16 protein-coding genes and 1 pseudogene are annotated in these 19,699 nt (G+C 63.6%); 9 read left to right on the plus strand and 8 right to left on the minus strand.

Features of this window, described 5'->3' with window-relative positions:
• Positions 1-85 precede the first annotated feature (85 nt).
• A complete protein-coding gene (locus V1293_RS12210) occupies positions 86-1,666 on the plus strand; it encodes a fatty acid--CoA ligase (protein WP_334509743.1) in 1,581 nt (526 codons plus the stop codon).
• Positions 1,667-1,832: 166 nt separating this feature from the next.
• On the opposite strand, the gene V1293_RS12215 is transcribed toward V1293_RS12210, so the two are convergent.
• Positions 1,833-3,107, minus strand: a complete 1,275-nt coding sequence (locus V1293_RS12215) for an acyl-CoA dehydrogenase family protein (protein WP_334509745.1) — start codon at positions 3,105-3,107, stop codon at positions 1,833-1,835.
• A 224-nt stretch (positions 3,108-3,331) separates the two neighbouring features.
• Here V1293_RS12215 and V1293_RS12220 point away from each other — a divergent pair, with 224 nt between their 5' ends.
• A complete protein-coding gene (locus tag V1293_RS12220; RefSeq protein WP_334509747.1) occupies positions 3,332-4,111 on the plus strand; it encodes an enoyl-CoA hydratase-related protein in 780 nt (259 codons plus the stop codon).
• 140 nt (positions 4,112-4,251) lie between these two features.
• Here the strand turns inward: V1293_RS12220 and V1293_RS12225 are convergent, their stop codons facing one another.
• From V1293_RS12225 to V1293_RS12235, 3 genes are read right to left on the minus strand one after another with little or no spacing between them, the layout of a single operon-like run.
• Positions 4,252-4,632 (minus strand): DUF6285 domain-containing protein, encoded by a 381-nt coding sequence (locus tag V1293_RS12225; protein WP_334509749.1) that lies wholly within the window; start codon positions 4,630-4,632, stop codon positions 4,252-4,254.
• A gap of 1 nt (position 4,633) precedes the next feature.
• Positions 4,634-5,620, minus strand: a complete 987-nt coding sequence (locus tag V1293_RS12230) for a phosphotransferase family protein (protein WP_334509751.1) — start codon at positions 5,618-5,620, stop codon at positions 4,634-4,636.
• On the minus strand, positions 5,617-6,408 hold the full coding sequence (locus V1293_RS12235; RefSeq protein ID WP_334509753.1) for an enoyl-CoA hydratase/isomerase: 792 nt from the start codon (positions 6,406-6,408) through the stop codon (positions 5,617-5,619). The genes V1293_RS12230 and V1293_RS12235 overlap by 4 nt, the downstream gene beginning before the upstream one ends.
• Positions 6,409-6,574: 166 nt before the next feature.
• On the opposite strand from V1293_RS12235, the gene V1293_RS12240 reads away from it, so the two are divergent.
• Positions 6,575-7,354, plus strand: a complete 780-nt coding sequence (locus V1293_RS12240; RefSeq protein ID WP_334509755.1) for an SDR family NAD(P)-dependent oxidoreductase — start codon at positions 6,575-6,577, stop codon at positions 7,352-7,354.
• A 378-nt stretch (positions 7,355-7,732) separates the two neighbouring features.
• Here the strand turns inward: V1293_RS12240 and htpX are convergent, their stop codons facing one another.
• Positions 7,733-8,674: a zinc metalloprotease HtpX gene (htpX, locus tag V1293_RS12245; RefSeq protein WP_334509757.1), complete on the minus strand. Its 942-nt coding sequence runs from the start codon at positions 8,672-8,674 to the stop codon at positions 7,733-7,735.
• A 317-nt stretch (positions 8,675-8,991) separates the two neighbouring features.
• On the opposite strand from htpX, the gene V1293_RS12250 reads away from it, so the two are divergent.
• From V1293_RS12250 to V1293_RS12260, 3 genes are all read left to right on the plus strand, one after another.
• Complete coding sequence (locus V1293_RS12250) at positions 8,992-9,372, plus strand: VOC family protein (protein WP_334509759.1); 381 nt, start codon at positions 8,992-8,994, stop codon at positions 9,370-9,372.
• Positions 9,373-9,650: 278 nt separating this feature from the next.
• Positions 9,651-10,925 carry an acyl-CoA dehydrogenase family protein gene (locus tag V1293_RS12255; protein ID WP_334509761.1) on the plus strand — a complete coding sequence of 425 codons (1,275 nt, stop codon included), beginning with the start codon at positions 9,651-9,653 and terminating at the stop codon, positions 10,923-10,925.
• Positions 10,926-11,045: 120 nt separating this feature from the next.
• Complete coding sequence (locus tag V1293_RS12260; RefSeq protein ID WP_334509763.1) at positions 11,046-11,666, plus strand: flavin reductase family protein; 621 nt, start codon at positions 11,046-11,048, stop codon at positions 11,664-11,666.
• Here V1293_RS12260 and V1293_RS12265 read toward each other — a convergent pair.
• Both V1293_RS12265 and yghU read right to left on the minus strand, forming a co-directional pair.
• Positions 11,663-12,415 carry an alpha/beta fold hydrolase gene (locus V1293_RS12265; protein WP_334509765.1) on the minus strand — a complete coding sequence of 251 codons (753 nt, stop codon included), beginning with the start codon at positions 12,413-12,415 and terminating at the stop codon, positions 11,663-11,665. The genes V1293_RS12260 and V1293_RS12265 overlap by 4 nt on opposite strands.
• A 21-nt stretch (positions 12,416-12,436) precedes the next feature.
• Entirely contained in the window at positions 12,437-13,330 is an 894-nt protein-coding gene (gene yghU / locus V1293_RS12270) for a glutathione-dependent disulfide-bond oxidoreductase (RefSeq protein ID WP_334509768.1), read from the minus strand.
• A gap of 257 nt (positions 13,331-13,587) precedes the next feature.
• Between yghU and V1293_RS12275 the strand changes: the two genes are divergently transcribed.
• Complete coding sequence (locus V1293_RS12275) at positions 13,588-14,739, plus strand: aminotransferase class V-fold PLP-dependent enzyme (protein ID WP_334509770.1); 1,152 nt, start codon at positions 13,588-13,590, stop codon at positions 14,737-14,739.
• Positions 14,740-14,873: 134 nt separating this feature from the next.
• Here V1293_RS12275 and V1293_RS12280 read toward each other — a convergent pair.
• A pseudogene (locus tag V1293_RS12280) lies at positions 14,874-16,533 on the minus strand (flavin-containing monooxygenase).
• 231 nt (positions 16,534-16,764) lie between these two features.
• On the opposite strand from V1293_RS12280, the gene V1293_RS12285 reads away from it, so the two are divergent.
• Positions 16,765-17,898 carry a nitronate monooxygenase gene (locus tag V1293_RS12285; protein WP_334509774.1) on the plus strand — a complete coding sequence of 378 codons (1,134 nt, stop codon included), beginning with the start codon at positions 16,765-16,767 and terminating at the stop codon, positions 17,896-17,898.
• Between the two features lie 132 nt (positions 17,899-18,030).
• Complete coding sequence (locus V1293_RS12290; protein ID WP_334509776.1) at positions 18,031-19,569, plus strand: acetyl-CoA acetyltransferase; 1,539 nt, start codon at positions 18,031-18,033, stop codon at positions 19,567-19,569.
• The last annotated feature ends 130 nt before the right edge of the window (positions 19,570-19,699 follow it).

Genomic DNA, 19,699 nt, shown 5'->3' on the forward strand with positions numbered 1-19,699 from the left:
CTGACACGGCCACTCTCGCGTATTGTCTTTGTTGCCGGATGACGCCAAACTCCGCGTAACGAAAACAAGACGCTACGGGAGAGACATGTCCGCTTCGCAGCAATTGACGAACCTTGCCGACATGGTGCGCGACCGCGCAAGAACGCGCGGCGACGCGATCGCCTATGAATTCGAGGGACGCCAGACCAGCTTCGCCGAATTCGACGCCAACACCAACCGCGTTGCGAACGCGCTGATTGCGCTCGGCGTCAAGCCGGGCGAGCGCATCGCCTATCTCGGCAAGAACAGCGACTTCTATTTCGAGCTCTTGATGGGCGCGATGAAGGCCAAAGTAGTGATGGCGCCGGTCAATTGGCGCCTCGCCGGCCCCGAGGTCGCGTTCATCGTCGGTGACTGCAAGGCGCCGGTGCTGTTCGTAGGACCCGAGTTCGTCACCCAGGTCCGCAACATCAAGGCGCAATTGCCTGACGTGCGCACCATCATCACCACCGAAGGCGGCGCGCCGGAATGGCAGGATTTCGCGGGCTGGCGCGATGCTGCGAGCAGTGATGACCCGAAGGTCCCGATCAACCCCAACGACATCGCGATCCAGCTCTATACGTCGGGCACCACCGGCAAGCCCAAGGGCGCGATGCTGTCGCACGCCAACTTCCTCAATCTGGTGAACGCCGGCGACGAGGCCGAGAAGCCCGAGTGGAACAAATGGACCAGCGACGACGTCTCGCTGGTCGCCATGCCGATCTTTCATATCGGCGGCTCGGGCTGGGGCGTGATGGGCCTCTACCACGGCGCCAAGGGCGTGATCGCGCGCGAGTTCGATCCGACCAAGGTGCTGGACTTCTTCGAGCAGTCCGGAATCACCAAACTGTTCATGGTGCCGGCCGCGATGCAGTTCGTGGTGCGGCAGCCGCGGGCGCGGCAGGTCGATTTTTCGCGGCTGAAATACATGCTCTACGGCGCCTCGCCGATTCCCGCTGCGCTCTTGAAAGAGTGCATCGAGGTGTTCAAGTGCGGCTTCGTGCAATTGTACGGCATGACCGAGACGACAGGCACCATCGTAGCCCTGCCGCCCGAGGATCATGTCGAGGGGTTGGAGCGGATGCGCTCCGCCGGCAAGGCGCTGCCCGGCATCGAGCTTGCGATTCTCGACCCCGATGGCAAGCGGTTGCCGCCGCGCCAGGTCGGCGAGATCGCCACCCGCTCCGGCTCCAACATGGCCGGCTACTGGAACCTGCCCGAGGCGACCGCGAGGACGCTCGGCAGCGACGGCTGGCTGCGCACCGGCGACGCCGGCTACATGGACGAGGACGGCTACCTCTACATCCACGACCGCATCAAGGACATGATTATCTCCGGCGGCGAGAATATCTATCCGGCCGAAGTCGAAAGCGCGATCTGCGACCATCCTGACGTCGCCGAAGCCGCCGTGATCGGCATCCCCGACGACAAATGGGGCGAAGCGGTGAAGGCGATCGTGGTGATGAAGCCCGGCAAGCAGGCAACCGCCGCCGACATCATCAATTTTACCCGCGAGCGCATTGCGGGATTCAAGACGCCGAAATCGGTCGAATTTCTGGAAGCATTGCCGCGCAATCCGTCGGGGAAGATTTTGCGGCGGAATTTGCGCGAACCTTATTGGGCGGGCAAGGACCGGCAGGTGAATTGATCCGTTGTCTATCAACGTTGTCGTCCCTGCGAAAGCAGGGACCCATACGCCGTGTCGCCGGTTATGTGCGAAGTGTTAGCTGCCCTTTCGTGCCTCAAACTACGTCCTGTGGTTATGGGTCCCCGCGTTCGCGGAGACGACGTGGCGAGAGAGTGGCAGGCGAAGCTCAATGCTTCCCCGCCCCCATATATCCGAACAGGAATCCCGCCACCTTGCGCTTCTGAATTTCCTCGCTCCCCTCGGTGATGCGGTAGCGGCGGTGGTGGCGGTAGATGTGTTCGAACGGCTTGTGGCGCGAATAGCCCATGCCGCCATGCACCTGCATGGCGCGGTCGGCGGCCTCGCAGCACAACCGGTTGGCCCAGAAATTACACATCGACACCCGGTCGGAGAGCGTATGCTCGACCTGCGCTTGCGTGAGTTGGTCCATCTCCCATGCCGTCTTGCGGATCAACAGCCTGAGCATTTCGGCCTGCGTCGCCAGTTCCACCAGTGGCCACTGGATGGCCTGGTTCTCGGCCAGCGCCTTGCCGAACGGCTTTCGCTCGCGTGCGTATTTGACGCTTTCGTTGATGCAGTAGACGGCGGCACCCAGCGAACTCGCCGCCTGCCGGATCCGGTTCTCATGCACGAAGCACTGCGCCAGCGATAGTCCCCGGCCGACTTCACCAAACAGCGCATCCTCAGGCACGAATACGTCCGTGAAGCTGACGCGCGGATGGTCGGTCGGCATGTTGAAGGTCCACATGTATTCTTCGACCTTCACGCCCGGGCTCTTGGCCGGCACCAGCAGGCAGGTGATGCCGCGCGCATCGCCGTCATTGCCTGAGGTGCGGGCGAACAGCGCGCAATGGGTGGCGACATGCATGCCGGTGGTCCACATCTTCTGACCGTTGATGATCCAGCCCTTGACGTTGTCGCGGGTCGCCTGGACGGCCCTGGTTTCCATATGCGTCGCGTCGGAACCGTGCTCCGGTTCGGTGAGCCCGAACGTGATGCGGTACTTTCCCGTGATCGAGCCGTCGATCATCGCCTTCTGATCGTCGGTGCCGTAGCGGTCGAGCATGGTGACGATGGGCAGATTGCCGACGATCGAATGCTCGTTCTGCAAATCGTTATGCAGGCCAAGGCCCTTTGAGGCGAAATGTTCGCGGATCACGGCCATCCAGAGATTGGAACCATCCTTGCCGCCGTAGCGCTTCGGGATCGCGAAGCGCAGATGGCCCGCGGCATCGGCAAGATTCTTCGCTTTGCGCAGCAGCGCTTCCCATTCATGCCGTGGCAGGCCGCCGTTTTCGAAATCGGTGCGCGCCCATTCGCGGCGATGGTCGAAGAAGCGGATGTTGTCATCGGCCTCCTCCAGCGGCTTGATCTCGCGCGCGATGAAGCGGTCGAGTTCATCGAGATAGGCCGTGAGGTCGGCAGGCAGGTTGAAATCCAAGGCGGTGTCTCCCGGAAATATCGTTTGTTCTTGATTTGCGTTTAGGCGCTACACAGCGCTCCTGCTCGGGTCGATTTAGGTGAGAAGACCCGGTCCAAGTCAAGCAACGGAATGAACCTTGGCACGCGCAGGCGCGTTGCGTAATTGGATGGTATCGGACGCCGCGCCGGCGCTATGATCGCGGCCAATATTCTTCTCCGCAGAAAATCGAAACGGGAGCAAGCATGGACCTGAAATTCTCTGAGGTGACGCGCAAGGGGCCGATCACGATCATCACGCTGTCGCGGCCCGAAGTGTACAATGCGCTGCATATCGACGCGCATTTCGAACTCAACAAGGTGTTCGACGATTTCTCCGCGGACCCTGCGCAGTGGGTCGCGATCGTCACCGGCGCCGGCGACAAGGCGTTCTGCGCCGGCAACGATTTGAAATGGCAGGCCGCCGGCGGCAAGCGCGGCTGGGACAAGGGCGGCTTCGCCGGCCTCACCTCGCGGTTCGACTGCGACAAGCCGATCATCGCCGCCGTCAATGGCGTGGCGATGGGCGGCGGTTTCGAGATCGCGCTGGCCTGCGACCTGATCATCGCCGCGGAGAATGCGACCTTCGCCCTGCCCGAGCCGCGCGTCGGCCTCGCCGCATTGGCCGGCGGCGTGCACCGGCTGCCGCGGCAGATCGGGCTGAAGCGCGCCATGGGCATGATCCTCACCGCGCGCCACGTCTCCGCCAAGGAGGGGCTCGAACTCGGCTTTGTCAATGAGGTGGTTCCGGCCGGCGAAGCGCTTGCCGCGGCGGAGCGATGGGCGGAGACGATCTGCAAGAATTCGCCGATGTCGATCCGCGCCTCCAAGCAGGCGATCCAGCGCGGGCTCGAGGTCTCGCTGGAACAGGCGATCGCCGAGCAGCGCGAGTACCCGGCCGTGAAGGCGATGGCGGCCTCGCAGGACTACATCGAGGGGCCGAAGGCGTTTGCGGAGAAGCGGCCGCCGAAATGGCTGGGGCGGTAGCAATTGACTCGCCATCGTCGTCCCTGCGAAAGCAGGGACCCATACCGCGTGATCTCTCTTGGCGGCGCGGTGGCAGCGATCTTTCGTCATCACGAACGCCTGTGGTTATGGGTCCCTGCGTTCGCAGGGACGACGCAGAACTAGCTACCCTTGCCCCCAAGCTCCCGCCTGTATGACGCGTAGTTCGGTTGATCGACGGCGAGCTTGTCCATGGTGGTCTGCCAGAGATGGTCTGCGAGCCCCGGCGTCTGCAAGTCGACTTCGCCCTTTGCGATCTTGTCCGACAATGCGCGGTTCAGCTCGATCAGCGAGCCATCCGAGCCGAGCAACTCTTTCAGCCGCGCGGATTCCGCGGCATCGCTCCCCTGCTCCTGCGCCAGTTGTCGCGTCACGAGATCCAGCGCATTGATGCCGACGCGGAGCTTGAAGGCGTTGTGGCCCTTGATGGCCGGCGCGATCTCGTTGCGGAGGAAATCTGCAACCGCCTTGATCAGTTCGGTGGGTGTCGGCTCGTCCTGCATGTTACCGTCCTCTCGGAGCTAGCAGCCTCAACAGATCGATTTCCGTTTCCGACGAGCGTCGCCCGATCATGGCGCGCTCCATCGAATGATCAGGGCCTTGCCGGAACCGCTGCATCATGCCGCAGCACATGATGCCCCAGCGCAGCGTGCCCATCACTTCCCAGAACATCACGCGATCCGTGTCGACCTTCCGGCCGGCCTCCTCATAGCCTGCGAACAATTCCTCGCGCGTACCGAAACCGCCGACCGGCTTGTCGATCTCGCCGAAGCGCCAGGAGTTGACGCAGATCCACCCCAGATCCTCCATCGGGTCGCCGAAATGCGCCAGCTCCCAATCCAGCACCGCGCGCACGCCATCGGGCCCGATGATGAGGTTGCCGTGACGGAAATCGCCATGCACCAGCGTCACCTCTTTCGATGGCCCGGGATCGCGCTCGCGCAGCCAGCGCAGCGCCAGTTCGAACACCGGACGCGGCCAGCCGAAGCTGCGGTATTCGCGTTCGAGGTCGGCGATCTCCTTTGTCGCCGTCATCTCGCGCAGTTTTGGTAGTTTCGACGCCGGCAGACCGTGGATTCCGGCGACGACACGGCCAAGCTGCCGCGCCAGGATCGGCCGCGCGTTCGCAAATTTCTCATCGCGCAGAATCTTGCGCGCGATGGTTTCGCCCTCGATGCGTTGCATGATGAAGCCGGTGCCGAGTTCGTCCTCAGGCTTGAGCACATGCATCACGCGCGGCGACGGCAGGCCGGCGTCATGCGCGAGCTGCATCAGTGTCGCCTCGGCATCGAGCCCGGCCGCCCGGCCCGGCGACGCGCCAAAGCCCGGCGGCGCGCGGCGCAGGATGGCGCCGATATTGCCGCTCCGGTGCACGATGTCGAACGTCCAGGTCTCCTGGCTGGCGCCGCCGGAAAGTTTTGCGGCACCAGTCACGCCGGTCGCCCCCGGATACCAGGAGGCGACGCAGCGTCCGAGTTGTTCCTCGATCATTTGCCCCTGAACTTGGCGGGGCGCTTTTCGAGGAATGCGCTGACGCCTTCCTTGAAGTCTTCCGCCGCGCCCGCGATGCGTTGCGACTCGAATTCGAGGTTGAGCTGTTCCTCAAAGGAATTTTCCGGGCTGTCCCAATAGAGCTTTCGGATCAAGGACAGCGCGATCGTCGGGCCATTGGCGAGGTCATGCGCGAGCTTCATCGCCTCCTCCATCAGCACCGCATCGTCATAGACGCGGTTGACGAGGCCCCATTCCAGCGCCTTCTCCGCCGGCAGCCGCTCGCCCATCAGCGACAGTTCGACCGAACGCGCCTTGCCGATCATGCGCGGCAACAGCCAGGTCGAGCCGCAATCCGGCACCAGGCCGATGCGGCGGAACGCCTGCAGGAAATAGGACGAGCGTGCGCACACGATCATGTCGCCCATCAATGCAAAGCTCATCCCGGCGCCGGCGGCGGGGCCATTGACCGCCGAGACGATCGGGCAATGCAGCCGGCGCAGCCGCCGCAGGAACGGATGAAAGCCGATTTCCAGCGATTGCCCGGCATTGCTCTTGCCGGCTTTCTGGTTGTTGCGGCCCTGCAGGTTGGCGCCGGTGCAGAACGCGCGGCCGGCGCCGGTCAGCACGAGGCAGCGCACCTCCTCCCGCTTGTCGTCGATCGCATCGAGCGCCTCGCCGAGACCGCCCAGCATGTCCATCGAGACCGCGTTCATGACCTCCTGATGGTCAAGCTTGAGAACAGCGACCGGGCCATCGAAATCGAGCGTGACGTGCTTGAACTGCATTGCTTCCTCATGACTTGTGTTTACGCGCTATTTCGCTGCGCGGAAGATCGGACGATGTCTCGCCCATATTTGATTTTCCGGGCGCGCTTGTCCATGCTTGCAACAGAACATCTGCCCGCCATCGGGCGCACGCCTTATCGCGCCCCAAAGCAAATGGAAACATCCCATGAGCATTTTTGATCTCTCCGGCCGTACGGCGGTCATCACCGGCGGCAACGGCGGTATCGGCCTTGGCATCGCGCAGGCGCTGAACGCGCAAGGTTGCAACGTCTCGATCTGGGGCCGCAACGCCGACAAGAACAAGGGTGCGGCGGCAACCATGTCGGCCGGGCCCGGCAAGGTGCATACCCAGATCTGCGACGTCTCCGATCCCGCTTCCGTCAAGGCGGCGATGCAGGCGACGCTCGACACGTTCGGCCGGGTCGACGGCTGCTTTGCCAATGCCGGCATCGGCGGCGGCGGACGGCGCGCCTTCATCGACCGCACCGAGGAGGAATGGCGGCGCATGTTCGCGACCAATCTCGACGGCGTCTTCCATGTGTTTCAGGCCGCCGCCCGCCATATGACCGAACGCGCCGAGGCCGGCGACAGATTCGGCCGGCTGGTCGCGACCTCCAGCCTGGCGTCGCTGTTCGGTACCGCCCGCAACGAGCACTACGCCGGCACCAAAGCTGCGCTGAACGCGCTGTGTCGCGCGCTTGCCGTTGAGCTCGCGCGCCACGGCGTCACCGCGAATGCGATCCTGCCCGGCTGGATCAAGAGCGACATGACCGCAGGCATCATGGGCAACGACAAATTCGTCGCCAACGTGATGCCGCGCATTCCCGTGCGCCGCTTCGGCGAGCCCACGGATTTCGGCGGCATCGCCGTGTACATCATGAGCAAGGCGTCGTCGTATCATACGGCGGATTGTTTTGTGATCGATGGCGGGTACACGGCGTTTTGAGGCTGGGTGTGGGTGTGAGAAGTCTCGCCACACCAAAGCCGTCGTCCCCCGCGCAGGCGGGGGATCCAGTACGCCGCGGCTTATCGATTCAATCATGAGCGTCTCTGGAATACTGGATCACCCGCCTTCGCGGGTGATGACGACATGTTAAGCGGAATATTTTTGCGAGAAGGGCTGGACAGGTTTGGACTGATTTGCCCGTCGTGTTGATTTGTCGCACGCGCGCAAGCGAGATTGCACTTGCGTACAAAGCAAATCAGTTCGCAGACCGTAGGGTGGCAAAGCGCAGCGTGCCCACCATTTGGAGATGCGATCGGTGATAGGTGGTGGGCACGGCGCTGACGCGCCTTTGCCCACCCTACACGACTGCGCGTCAACCTATCCCCACGGGCCGCGCGAGGCCGAGGGCCGGCCCCAGGGGCTGCGGCGCGGATAGTTGCCGCGGGCGCTGACGGAAGGCGTTCCGCCATGCGCGCCCATTTCCGCCGCGAGCTGCTGCAACGCGGCGATGCGGTTCTCCGTGGACGGGTGCGTCGTGAACAGATTGTCCATGCCGTGACCCGACAGCGGGTTGATGATGAACATGTGCGCGGTGGCCGGATTGCGCTCGGCTTCCGGGTTCGGAACCACATGCGCGGCATTGGCGATTTTCGACAGCGCGGATGCAAGCCACATCGGCTGGCCGCAAATGCGCGCGCCGAGATCGTCGGCGGCGTATTCGCGGGTCCGGCTGATCGCCATCTGCACCAGCATGGCGCCGAGCGGCGCCAGGATCATCATGGCGATCGAGCCGATGATGCCGGGGCCGTGGTTGTTGTCGCGGTGGCCGCCGAAGAACATGCCGAACTGCGCCAGCATCGAGATCGCGCCGGCGATGGTCGCGGTGATGGTCATCAGCAGCGTGTCATGATTCTTGATGTGCGAGAGCTCGTGCGCGATCACGCCGGCGAGCTCCTCGCGGCTGAGCGACTGCATCAGGCCCGTGGTTACGGCGACCGCCGCATTCTGCGGATTACGGCCGGTGGCGAACGCATTGGGTTGCGCCTCGTCCATCACGAACACGCGCGGCATCGGCAGGCCGGCACGGCCGGCCAGTTCGGCCACGAGATGGACGAGATCGGGCGCGCTGTTGCGGTCGACCTCATGGGCGCCGTACATCGACAGCACCATGCGGTCCGAATTCCAGTAGGCGAACAGGTTGGTCGCAGCCGCAATCACGAGCGCGATCACGGCGCCGCCGGCGCCGCCGATCAGATAGCCGACGCCCATGAAGAGGCCGGTAAGACCGGCCAGCAGAATGGCAGTCTTCAGGTAGCTCATTGTCGTCTCCTTGCCGCCCACAACCGGACGCCGGGGCTGGAATCCCAAAGGTAGGAATTCCCCCGGCGGCGCTTCAAGATGCCGGGGTGCGTCGAGGCGCCGCGCTTGGCGGAAGGACCTCGGGCTGGATTACCGAAACGTAACCTGACGGCTCCGGGTACGTCCCTGACCTCCCGCCGGTTGCCCATCACCTGCTTGTGCAACGCCAATGGCGCCGTCTACATTGCCGGCAACGGGCAGTGTGCGGGGTTGTTCCTTGCGAAAGCGCAGCAGCAATTGCGGCTGTTCGTCCTGAAAAACTGGGGAGGAATTGAAGAATGTTTTCGCATGTGATGATCGGCACCAACGACCTCGAAAAGGCCAAGGCGTTCTACGACGCATTGCTCGGCACGCTGGGCGTCCGGCCGGCCAGAGTCGACGGCCACCGTATTTTCTACTTCACCAAGACCGGCGTGTTCTCGGTGACGAAGCCGATCAATGGCCAGGCGGCGACGCCGGCGAACGGCGGCACCATCGGCTTTGCGGCGGAGTCTCCCGAGCAGGCCGACGCGTGGCACGCGGCCGGCATCGCCAACGGTGGCAAGACTTGCGAAAATCCGCCCGGCATTCGCGAAGGCTCTGCGGGTAAACTCTATCTCGCCTATTTGCGCGATCTCGACGGCAACAAGATCTGCGCGATGCATCGGATGGCGACGTAGAAGCGGTTCTTCGTCATGGCCGGGCTTGTCCCGGCCATCCACGTCTTCGTCGCAAAGAAGGAGAGACGTGGATGCCCGGGACAAGCCCAGGCATGACGAGCTAGATACTGAAGCACCACTTACTTTGGTGACCGCTTTCGCAACTTGCCATGAGGCGGAAAATCGCGCCCCTTTCGCGCGCGCTTGTACAAGCCCCTCCCCGCCGTCTACATTGCCGGCCACCGAGCCGAGTGCGCGCCCGCAAGATCAACGCTCTTGCGCAATGGGAGGAATAATCCATGAAACACGCCTATATCCCGCGAACGACGACCTACAATCTCAATCCGGGCGAAGAACTCAACGATTTGCGCATGTCGGACGAAGTCCGTCCGCTGTACGAGCACGTCAAGAAGTTCATCCGCGAGACGGTTGACCCGATGTCGGTCGAGTTCGTGCGGCTCGGCGAGGGCAAGAAGGATCGCTGGAGTTTTACCGAGGGCCAGCTTGCGGTGCTGCAGAAGGCCAAGGACAAGGCCAAGGAAGAAGGCCTGTGGAACTTCTTCCTGCCCGACGATGAGACCGGCCAGGGCCTGAAGAATCTCGATTACGCCTATATCGCGGTGGAGCTCGCGAAAAATCCGCTGGCCTCCGAGACTATGAACTGCTCGGCGCCGGACACCGGCAACATGGAGGTGCTGGAGCGCGTCGGTACCAAGGCGCAGAAGGAGAAGTGGCTGAAGCCGCTGCTCGCGGGCGAAATTCGCTCCGCTTACGCGATGACCGAGCCGAATGTCGCCTCGTCGGATGCCAAGAACATCTCGACCACGGCCAAGCTGGTCGGCGACGAATGGGTGATCAACGGCGAGAAGTACTACATCTCCGGCGCCGGCGATCCGCGCTGCAAGATCATGATCGTGATGGTGAAGACCAATCCCGACGCGCCGCCGAGCAAGCAGCAATCGCAGATCCTGGTGCCAACAGACACCCCCGGCGTCGAGATTTTGGGCCCGATGCACGTGTTCGGCCACGACCACGCGCCGCGCGGCCACATGCACCTGCGCTTCAACAATTGCCGGGTGCCGAAGGAAAACATGCTGCTCGGCGAAGGCCGCGGCTTTGAAATCTCGCAGGTCCGCCTCGGCCCCGGCCGCATCCATCACTGCATGCGCACGATCGGCAAGGCGGAAAAGGCGCTCGACCTGATGGTGTCGCGCGGCCTCACCCGCGAGGCCTTCGGCAAGAAAATCGCCCATCTCGGCGGCAATCTGCAGATCATCGCCCAGGCGCGCTGCGAGATCGAGGCGATGCGGCTGATGGTGTTGAAGGCCGCGAAGGCGATGGACGTGCTCGGCAACAAGGAAGCGCGGATCTGGGTCAGCATGGTGAAGGCCATGGTTCCGGAGCGCACCTGCAAGATCATCGACCAGGCGATCCAGATGCACGGCGCGACCGGCATTTCGCAGTGGAGCCCGCTCGGCGAAATGTACCAGGACGTCCGCCACCTCCGCTTCGCCGACGGTCCGGATGAGGTGCACTGGATGGTGGTCGGCCGGCACGAGCTGAGCATGCCGTAGCGCTGAGCTCGTAGGATGGGCAAAGGCGCGCAAGTGCCGTGCCCACCACACCTTGCGCCAGCGCTGAATGGTGGGCACGCTGCGCTTTGCCCACCCTACGGAAGCTACGCGAGTCCCCACATGCAATACGACCCCAGCGACTTGAAACCCCGCGAGCGCTACAAGGTGCTCACTTCCTTCGTGCTGCCGCGGCCGATCGCGTGGGTGACGTCGATCGGCCCCGCCGGCGTCGTCAACGCGGCGCCGTTCAGTTTCTTCAACGTATTCTGCGAGGATTCGCCGCTCTGCATGTTCGCCGCCAATCTGCGGCCCGACGGCCGTGTTAAGGATACCGTGATCAACATCCGCGCGACGAACGAGTTCGTGGTCAACATGACCGACGAGGCGCTGGCGCATGCGATGCACGAGAGCAGCGGCGACTTCCCGCCTGAGATCGGCGAACCGGATTACCTGAATCTCAAACTGGCGCCTTCGACGAAAATCGCCGTGCCGCGGCTGGCGGATGCGCCGTTTTCGATGGAGTGCAAGACCTGGAAGGAAATCGACGTCAACGGCGACCGGCTGCTGGTCATGGGCGAAGGCATCCACTTCCATATCCGCGACGAATTGTGGGACCACGCCGCAATGCGCGTGCACATGGAGCGCTATCACCCGATCGGCCGCATGTTCGCGGACCGCTATTGCCGGACGGATGATCGCGTGGTGTTTCCGCCGGCCGAGGGGGCGAAGGCCGGCGCCTAAGCCGGCTGGTGCGCGCGCAGGAAAGACCGGATCTGGCGCACTGCGAGCGGCACGCGCTCATTCGGCTCCTTCCACGGAAACAGGCTGACTTCCGCGTTCGGCGCGAGCAACGCGCTCTCCATGGCGACCGCGTAAGGGTGCGCCGGGATGTCATCGGGCAGGATCAGCACCGGCGTCTGGCAGCTCCGCACAAAATCGCGCGTGACCGTGAAGACGAAATCGGGGTTGGTGCGGTACATCTTTGTCAGGAACTTCTCGGCCATCTCCATCGTGATGTCGGGCCGGCGCTTTGTCAGTTCCGGCGCCCAGCCCTTCATGTTGTTGTCGTAGAACAGGTCGCGCATCTCGGGACGCGAGCCCGACGGCATGGCCAGCACGCCCGCCACGACGCGGTCCGGCGCGCGCTTCAAGAGATTCCAGATCAGGGGGCCGCCGATGCAGAAGCCCAGCACCATGAATTTTTCGAAGCCCAAATGATCCATCAGCGCAAGCTGGTCGTCGGTGTGGGAATCCCAGGGTCGGTCGATCTCGACCGGACCGGACGACTGGCCGGGTGGCGCGTTGCGCAGGTCGTAGGCGATGCAGCGGTACTCGTTGCCGAACTCCTTGATGGCGTTGAAGGGCGGATAATCGCCGGTGATGCCCGAGATGTTCGAGTTCAATCCACCGCCCGCAATCAACAGCAGCGGGAAGCCGGCGCCGGCTTCCTCATAATGGATGCGGACGGCGCCCTTTTCGAAAAAGCTCATCGCGTTCTCCCTGCCCGCACTCTACGCCTTCGCCGGCTCGCCGATCTTGTCCTGCGTCCTGGTGTCGAAATCGCTGGCCTCGTGCCGCTCGTGCAACTGGCTCGCCGGATCGCCCGAGATGCGGTTGACCATGCGGCCGCGCTTCACCGCCGGGCGTTTTGCAATCGCGTCGGTCCAGCGCTGCACGTTCTTGTATTCATGCACCGAGAGGAATTCGCCGGCGCCGTAGACCAGGCCTTTCGCCAGCGCGCCGTACCATGGCCAAGTGGCCATGTCCGCGATCGTGTAGTCGCTGCCTGCGAGATATTCATTGTCGGCCAGACGCCGGTCGAGCACGTCGAGCTGGCGCTTCACCTCCATCGCATAACGGTCGATGGCGTATTCGATCTTGGTCGGCGCATAGGCATAGAAATGGCCAAAGCCGCCGCCGAGAAACGGCGCGCTGCCCATCTGCCAGAACAGCCACGACAGGCATTCGGCCCGCGCCGCGCCGCCGGCCGGAAGGAAGGCCCCGAATTTTTCGGCGAGATGCACCAGGATCGCGCCGGACTCGAACACACGGATCGGTGTCGGCCCGCTGCGGTCCACCAGCGCCGGGATTTTCGAGTTCGGATTGACGGCGACAAAGCCGCTGCCGAACTGGTTGCCGTCGATCTTGATCAGCCAGGCGTCATATTCCGCGCCGCTGTGGCCGGCGGCCAACAGCTCCTCGAACATGACCGTGACCTTGACGCCGTTGGGAGTGGCCAGCGAATAGAGCTGGAACGGATGCCGGCCGACCGGCAGTTCGGCCTCATGCGTGGGACCGGCGATCGGGCGATTGATGGCGGCGAACCGGCCGCCGCTTTCCTTGTTCCAGGTCCAGACCTTTGGCGGCTCGTAAGCGGTAGGTTCGGTGACGGGGGCGTCGGTCATTCGGGTTGGCTCCAGGCTTAATTCAGCCGTCTCGCTGCTTAAGTGAACTGTCGCGCGGCGGCTGGCGCAATCCATGTAAGGTTTCGTATCAGCACCGCAACCAGACAAAAAGCGTGCAAAAAATCAGGGGAGGAATGCGCCATGCTATGCCTGCCATAGTCGCACGGCGTGGCAAGTGTACTCGGAGCAATGCTTCTGTGGCTGGCGTAGTCGAGATCGGCCATAATGGATGGGTCGCGACCAAAGAGACCATCCAAATGCTCCCATCACAGCGTGCCTTGTTCGAGATACCGCGCCAGATCTGCTACCTGAATGCCGCTTCCTACAGCCCGCTGCCGCTTCGAACGCTGGAGGCCGGCCGCGCCGCGGTTCTTCGCAAGGGCACGCCGTGGACGCTCGATGCCTCCTTCGCCAACCAGCAGCATGAACGCGCGCGCCTTGCCGCTGCCCGGCTGATCAATGCCGAGCCTGCCGATATCGCGCTGATTTCCTCGATCAGTTACGGCGTTGCGACCGCCGCGAAGATACTGCCGATCACCCGCGGCACCCGCGTGATCGTGCTGGAGAACGATCATTCCTCGCCGGTGCTCGAATGGCAGACGCGGGCCGAGACGGAAGGGTTCACCGTCGAGACGGTCCGGCAACCTGACGATGGCGATTGGACATCGGCGGTTCTCGAAACCATCGAACGATCCGGTGCCCCGCCGGTCAGCCTGGCCTCGATCTCATCGGTGCACTGGTCGGACGGCGGGCTGATCGACATCGACAAGGTCGGCGCGACGCTGCGGCAGCGGCGCGCGGCCTTCCTTGTCGACGCGACGCACAGCACTGGCGTGCTGGCAACCGACGTGAAGCGTCTCGATCCGGATTTCGTGGTCTTCCCGACCTACAAATGGTTGCTCGGCCCGTACGGCCGCGCCTTTCTCTATGTTGCGAAACGCCATCAAGGCGGCATCCCGCTCGAGCAGACCGCGTCCGGCCGCCGCAACGTGCGCGCCGAGAACGCGGTCTATTTCACCGATCTCAGTTACGTTCCCGACGCGCGGCGCTTCGACATGGGCGAGCGCGATCATTTCATCTCGATGGAGATGGCCTCGATCGGCATGGAGATGATGGCTGACTGGGGCGCACCGGCCGTTGTGCAGCGTCTCACGATGCTGACAGAGCGGATCGCGCACGCCGTGCACGGCATCGGCGTCAGCGTGCCCGAGCTTCGTCTGCGCGCGCCGCATATATTGAGCCTCGCCTTCAAGGGCGGAATGCCGGCGGGCCTCGTCGAAGGATTGGCAAGCGAAGGCGTCTACGTCGCGCCGCGCCTTGGGCGCATGCGCATCTCGCCCCACGTCTATAATGACGAGGCTGATGTCGATCGGTTTGTTGAGGTTTTGACGCGGCGGCTGCGGGGCTGACATGCAGGGTGGGCAAAGGCGCGTTTGCACCGTGCCCACCATCTTGCGGCGTGGCATGAATATGGGCACGCTTCCGCCTTCGCTCGTGGAGCTACGGCGGACAAGTCGCTTTGCCCGCCCTACGAAAGCGGGACTTACGACACCGCCACCTTCCGCGGCCGCTCCGCCCGCTCCATCACAAATCCCTCATAGCCCTTTGGCCGCCACATCATTGCAGATCTGCCGGTAAGGACCGACGCCGCCGATATAGGGCATGAAGATGCGCGGCTTGCCGGGGACGTTGGCGCCCATGTACCAGGAATTGGCCTGCGGATAGAGCGTGGTGTAGGCGACCTCGTTGACGTGGGCGACCCATTTGTCTTCGGCGTCGACCGCCGCCTCCATGGTGTCGAGGCCGCGATCGCGCATATAGGCCATGCAGTCGGTGATCCAGTCGACGTGCTGCTCGATCGAGACGATCATGTTCGACAGCACCGACGGGCTGCCGGGCCCGGTGATGACGAAGAGGTTGGGGAAACCTGCGCTCATCAGGCCGAGATACGTGCGCGGGCCCGCGGACCATTTCTGGTTCAGTGTCTGGCCGTTGCGGCCTCGGATATCGATTTTCGCCACTGACCCCGTCATGGCGTCAAAACCGGTCGCCAGCACCAGCGCGTCGACTTCGTATTCCTTGTCCGCGACGCGCACCGCGTTTTCGGTGATCTCCTCGATCGGGTTCGACTTGATGTCGACCAGCGTCACGTTGGGGCGATTGAAGGCCGCGAAATAATCGGTGTCGATGCAGATGCGTTTTGACCCGATCGGATGGTTATTCGGCTGCAGCAGTTTTGCGGTCTGCGGGTCGTTCACAATCTCCGCGATCTTTTCGCGGACGAAATTGGCGGCGGTGTCGTTGGCGGTCTTGTCGAGCGCGAGGTTGTTGTAGACCGACATGAAGGTGAGCCCGCCGCGGCTCCAGCGCGCCTCGTATTTGGCGCGACGTTCGTTGTCGCCGTCGTCGAGCGCGCCGCGGTCGGGCATCTCGGTATAGATGCCGTTCTTCGCCACCTCGCGCGCAAAGCGCCTGATCTCGGGATAATTGTCGCGAAATTTTTGCCGCTCCGCCTCGCTCAGCGGCGCATTTCGCGCAGGGATCGAGAAGTTCGCGGTGCGCTGAAACACCGTGAGCTGGCTCGCCTGTTCGGCGATGACAGGCACCGACTGGATCGCCGACGATCCGGTGCCGATGACGGCGACGCGCTGGCCGGTGAAATCGACCTCTTCATGCGGCCAGTGGCCGGTGTGATAGACCTTGCCCTTGAAGCGATCGAGGCCCTTGATGTCGGGCATCCGCGCGTTCGACAGGCAGCCGGTGGCGAGAACGATGAATTTTGCGGTGACTGCCTTGCCGTCGGAGGTCGTGACCGACCACAGCGAAGTCGCCTCGTCGAACGCGGCGCTGTCGACACGGGTGTTGAACTGGATGTCAGGGCGCAGGTCAAAACGGTCGGCGACGTGGTTGGCGTATTTCAAAATCTCCGGCTGCGGCGCGTAGCGCTCGCTCCAGTCCCATTCCTGCTGCAACTCTTCCGAGAATGAATAGGAATATTGCATGCTCTCGACATCGCAGCGCGCGCCGGGATAGCGGTTCCAATACCAGGTGCCACCGACGCCGCTACCCTGCTCGTAGACCCGCGCCGTCATCCCCTGCCCGCGCAGCCGGTGCAGCATGTACATGCCGGCAAAACCTGCGCCGACCACGACGACGTCGTAGGTCTCGGTGGATTTGGTGGCGGTGGACGGCATCGCGGACATGAATATGGGCTCCCTGATATTCTCTTTGATTTGGCAAGCAGCATTCCTTCCGTAGCGCCAAAGCGCAAGACGCAAATCGGCTGGCTGGCCTTGCATATTTTGCGAGGTGGAATGTGCGCTCCTCGGGAGGGCCGTCCCGCTTGGCATGCATGGCCCCGATGGGCTAGCGTTCGGTCACACACAAACCAACAATGAGCGGCCGGCCCGCGGCCGCCACAGGGAGCGACAACCATGAAATCGCCGATCTGCGACATGCTGGGAATTGAGTTTCCGCTGCTCGCCTTCAGCCATTGCCGCGACGTGGTCGCCGCCGTCAGCCGCGCCGGCGGGTTTGGCGTGCTGGGCGCGACCGCGCATTCGCCGGAGACGATCGAGCAGGAACTGAAATGGATCGACGATCATACCGACGGCAAGCCCTACGGGCTCGACGTGCTGATCCCCGAAAACATCTCGACCGCGGGCGAAAAGGACGTCACCTGGAAAAGCCTGGAGGCGCGGATCTCGCCGCAGCATCGCGACTTCACTCGCAACCTCCTGAAAAAATACGGCGTCGAACTGACGACCACCGACGTCGCCGACAACCAGCCGCAGCCGTTCGACGCGCAGCGCGCGTTAGAAGTGCTCGACGTTTCGTTTCGCCATCCGATCAAGCTGATCGCCAACGCGCTCGGCGTGCCGCCGAAGGCGATGATCGACATGGGCAAGAAGCACGATGTCCCGGTCGCCGCACTGGTCGGCGCCAAGGAACATGCGCTGCGACAGGTCGCGGCCGGCGTCGACATTCTTGTGGTGCAAGGCACCGAGGCCGGCGGCCATTGCGGCGAGGTCTCGACCATGGTGCTGGTGCCCGAGGTGATCAAGGCGATCAAGCCAATCCGCGACGTGCCGGTGCTAGCCGCCGGCGGCATCATGACTGGCCGGCAGATGGCGGCGTGCATGGCGATGGGCGCGGCCGGCGCCTGGACCGGCTCGGTGTGGCTGGCGACGGTGGAATCGGAGACCACTGAAATCTTCCGCGAAAAGATGATCGCGGCATCCTCGCGCGACGCGGTGCGTTCCAAGGGCCGCACCGGAAAGCCGGCGCGGCAATTGCGCTCGGTGTGGACCGACGCGTGGGATCGCGGACCTGACAGCCCCGGCGCGCTGCCGATGCCGCTGCAAAGCATCATCAGCCGCGACGCCTTCAATTCCATCGACCGTGCGGCGGCGGCAGGGAACGCGCAGGCGCGCGACCTCGTGACGTACTTCGTCGGCCAAGGCGTCGGCCTGATCGACAGCGTCAAGTCCGCCGGCGCGGTGGTGCAGGAATTCAAGGAAGATTTTGCCGATGCGGTGGAGCATATGAATGCGTTGATGGAGGAGTGATGGCGAAAATCTCGTAGGGTGGGTAAAGCGGAGCGTGCCCACCACTTCCGAGCAAAATGCTAGATGGTGCGCACGGCGCAAGGGCGCCTTTGCCCACCCTACGAGTCTCTCTAGAAAGTGAAACAAGAAAAGATGTCCAACTCCCCTCTCCCCGAAGACCGCATTCCCGTCATCGTCGGCATCGGCGAAGTCGTCGACCGGCCCAAGGACATCGTCGCTGGGCTGGAGCCGCTGGCGCTGCTCGAACAGGCCGTGCGACGCGCGGAAGCGGATAGCGGCGCAAAGCTGCTCGGCGAACTCGGCTCGCTCGACGTGGTCAATTTCCTGAGCTGGCGCTACCGCGATCCCGAGAAGCAGCTCGCCGCGCGGCTCGGCGCCGATCCGGCGCATTGCTACTACGGCCCGGTCGGTGGCGAGAGCCCGATCCGTTACATCCACGAAGCGGCGAAACGCATCGCGCGCGGCGAGTGCAGCGTGGCGGTGGTCTGCGGCGCGGAGGCGCAATCGACCGCGACCAAGGCCGAGCGCGGCGGCATCTCGCTGCCGTGGACGCCGTTCGCGCATGACGTCGAGGAGCCGAAGCGCGGCGCGGCATTCCAGAAGCCGATGGCGGTGAAGCTCGGCGTGTTCCGGCCCATCACGGTCTATCCGCTGTATGAATCCGCCACATCAGCACATTGGGGCCAGACGCCGCGCGAGGCGCTCGCCGAATCCGGCGCGTTGTGGTCGACCTATTCCAAGGTCGCGTCCGAGAATCCGAATTCGTGGCTGAAGAGGCGTTTTGCGCCCGAGGAAATCACCACGCCGACGCCTGAGAACCGGCTGATCGCCTGGCCCTATACAAAGCTGATGGTAGCCAATCCGACCGTGAACATGGGTGGCGCGGTGCTGCTGACGTCGCTGGCAAAAGCCCGCGCGGCCGGCGTGCCCGAAGATCGCCTGATCTATCCGATCGGTGGTGCCTCGGCGGAAGAGCCGCGCGACTATCTTGTTCGCGACCAGTTCTACGAAAGCCATCCGCAGAACGCCGTGCTGAAAGCGGTGATGGATCTGGTCGGGGGCGACGGCAAAAAATTCGACGCCATCGAACTCTATAGCTGCTTTCCCTGCGTTCCCAAGATGGCGCGGCGGACGCTTGGCCTTGGGCCCGACGTGCAGCCGACGGTAACCGGCGGCCTCACCTTCTTCGGCGCGCCGCTCAACACCTATATGACGCACGCAGCCGTCGCGATGGTGCGCAAGCTTCGTCAAAGCGGCAAGCTCGGCCTGCTCTACGGCCAGGGTGGCTTCGTCACCAAGCATCACGGGCTGGTGCTGTCGCGCGAGGCGCCGAAGCAGGCGCTCGAGCAGGACACCAGCGTGCAAGCCGAGGCCGACCGCAACCGCCGCAAAGTGCCGGACTTCGTCACCGAAGCTTCAGGCAAAGGCAAGGTCGAGAGTTTTACCGTGATCTACAAGGGCAAGGGCGAAGTCGAGCATGGCGTGGCGGTGCTGCGCACCGAGGCCGATGCGCGGGCGCTGGCCCGCATCCCCGCCAACGACACGGCGGCGCTCAAGCATTTGTTGAACATGGATCGCACGCCGGTGGGATCGGTTGGCGCGATCGTCACAGCGGAAGATGGCGTGCTGGAGTGGCGGGAAGATGGCGTGCTGGAGTGGCGGATGGGGTAATTCGTGTCCCGGACGCGGTGCAGCGCGTAGCGCTGCTCCGCAGAGCCGGGACCCACCGACAATGCGAAGCTCGTAATGTAGGCCCCGGCTCTGCAGCGCATCACTGCGTGCTGCACTGCGTCCGGGGCAC

Source organism: Bradyrhizobium sp. AZCC 1693, from assembly GCF_036924745.1.
Lineage (GTDB): Bacteria > Pseudomonadota > Alphaproteobacteria > Rhizobiales > Xanthobacteraceae > Bradyrhizobium.

Bases quoted from the DNA above. Each gene is read 5' to 3' on its own strand.
- V1293_RS12210 (WP_334509743.1), top strand. From the start codon at position 86: ATGTCCGCTTCGCAGCAATTGACGAACCTTGCCGACATGGTGCGCGAC.
- V1293_RS12220 (WP_334509747.1), top strand. From the start codon at position 3,332: ATGGACCTGAAATTCTCTGAGGTGACGCGCAAGGGGCCGATCACGATC.
- V1293_RS12225 (WP_334509749.1), bottom strand. From the start codon at position 4,632: ATGCAGGACGAGCCGACACCCACCGAACTGATCAAGGCGGTTGCAGAT.
- V1293_RS12230 (WP_334509751.1), bottom strand. From the start codon at position 5,620: ATGATCGAGGAACAACTCGGACGCTGCGTCGCCTCCTGGTATCCGGGG.
- V1293_RS12235 (WP_334509753.1), bottom strand. From the start codon at position 6,408: ATGCAGTTCAAGCACGTCACGCTCGATTTCGATGGCCCGGTCGCTGTT.
- V1293_RS12240 (WP_334509755.1), top strand. From the start codon at position 6,575: ATGAGCATTTTTGATCTCTCCGGCCGTACGGCGGTCATCACCGGCGGC.
- htpX (WP_334509757.1), bottom strand. From the start codon at position 8,674: ATGAGCTACCTGAAGACTGCCATTCTGCTGGCCGGTCTTACCGGCCTC.
- V1293_RS12250 (WP_334509759.1), top strand. From the start codon at position 8,992: ATGTTTTCGCATGTGATGATCGGCACCAACGACCTCGAAAAGGCCAAG.
- V1293_RS12255 (WP_334509761.1), top strand. From the start codon at position 9,651: ATGAAACACGCCTATATCCCGCGAACGACGACCTACAATCTCAATCCG.
- V1293_RS12260 (WP_334509763.1), top strand. From the start codon at position 11,046: ATGCAATACGACCCCAGCGACTTGAAACCCCGCGAGCGCTACAAGGTG.
- V1293_RS12265 (WP_334509765.1), bottom strand. From the start codon at position 12,415: ATGAGCTTTTTCGAAAAGGGCGCCGTCCGCATCCATTATGAGGAAGCC.
- yghU (WP_334509768.1), bottom strand. From the start codon at position 13,330: ATGACCGACGCCCCCGTCACCGAACCTACCGCTTACGAGCCGCCAAAG.
- V1293_RS12275 (WP_334509770.1), top strand. From the start codon at position 13,588: ATGCTCCCATCACAGCGTGCCTTGTTCGAGATACCGCGCCAGATCTGC.
- V1293_RS12285 (WP_334509774.1), top strand. From the start codon at position 16,765: ATGAAATCGCCGATCTGCGACATGCTGGGAATTGAGTTTCCGCTGCTC.
- V1293_RS12290 (WP_334509776.1), top strand. From the start codon at position 18,031: ATGTCCAACTCCCCTCTCCCCGAAGACCGCATTCCCGTCATCGTCGGC.